We start from the raw sequence: 751 nt of genomic DNA, 5'->3' as shown, positions 1-751 counted from the left end.
TGAGTGCCAGAACTGTTAGGCGCGAGCAAAGAGTAGATTGTTTTCAATCGAGATATGACTTTGCAAATCTTCGATAAATTCAGAAATTAAGGCATAAAGCCTTGTCCAGGTATTACAAGCGTCTTCTGGTAATGTCAGCTGGTTCGTTAGCTCTGATAGCTGGGAGATTGCACCAGCATGTTCATCGTGCTCATGACGCATCACCGAGATAGGGCCCTGAGCCATTGCTCCCATTCCTTGTTCCAGCATAGGGAAGAGGATGTTTTCTTCCTTAAACATATGTTGTTCGAGCTCTATCTTCATTGTTTGCAGGTGATTAGATAGGCCATGAGGACACTCTGGGTGTTCACCGTGTACAGATTCAACTCGAGCAGCCTTTTCATTTAGTTCGCTAAGCTGTTGTCGATGGACTTCATGGTAGCGCTGCAAGATATGAGCAATTAGTTCAGGGTTTGATAGAGATTCTAGAGGCTCAAGGGTGCTATTGCCGTCTGTTAAAGTTTGATCGGGCATACTTCCTCCACTTCATAAGAACGGGGTGGGCAACTATAGTATCGGAATTCTTTTCAGGGCGAGCTTTTATCTTAAGAACATTGCCGAGCCGAAGCTATACAACCTAGTTGATATAAGAGGGATAAAAGGGGGTAGAGCAGATAGAAAAATAATAGGCTGCTCAGGAGGGGCTCCTGAGCAGTTAGCAGCGCTTATTCAGCGGCTTCAGGGCATTCTATTGAGCCTGCTTCGCGCATGT

General features: G+C 45.5%; 2 protein-coding genes. One reads left to right on the top strand and one right to left on the bottom strand.

Annotation, left to right across the window (positions count from 1 at the left end; translation table 11 throughout):
- Positions 1-15: 15 nt before the first annotated feature.
- Positions 16-513: a hemerythrin domain-containing protein gene (locus A3766_RS02710; protein ID WP_068508607.1), complete on the bottom strand. Its 498-nt coding sequence runs from the start codon at positions 511-513 to the stop codon at positions 16-18.
- Positions 514-538: 25 nt separating this feature from the next.
- Between A3766_RS02710 and A3766_RS31815 the strand changes: the two genes are divergently transcribed.
- The coding region (locus A3766_RS31815) for a hypothetical protein (protein ID WP_231882821.1) at positions 539-751 on the top strand (213 nt) is incomplete at its 3' end.

The organism is Oleiphilus sp. HI0132, from assembly GCF_001635845.1.
Note: the sequence above shows the minus strand (reverse complement) of the source record. Positions and strands in the feature narration are given on the sequence as shown.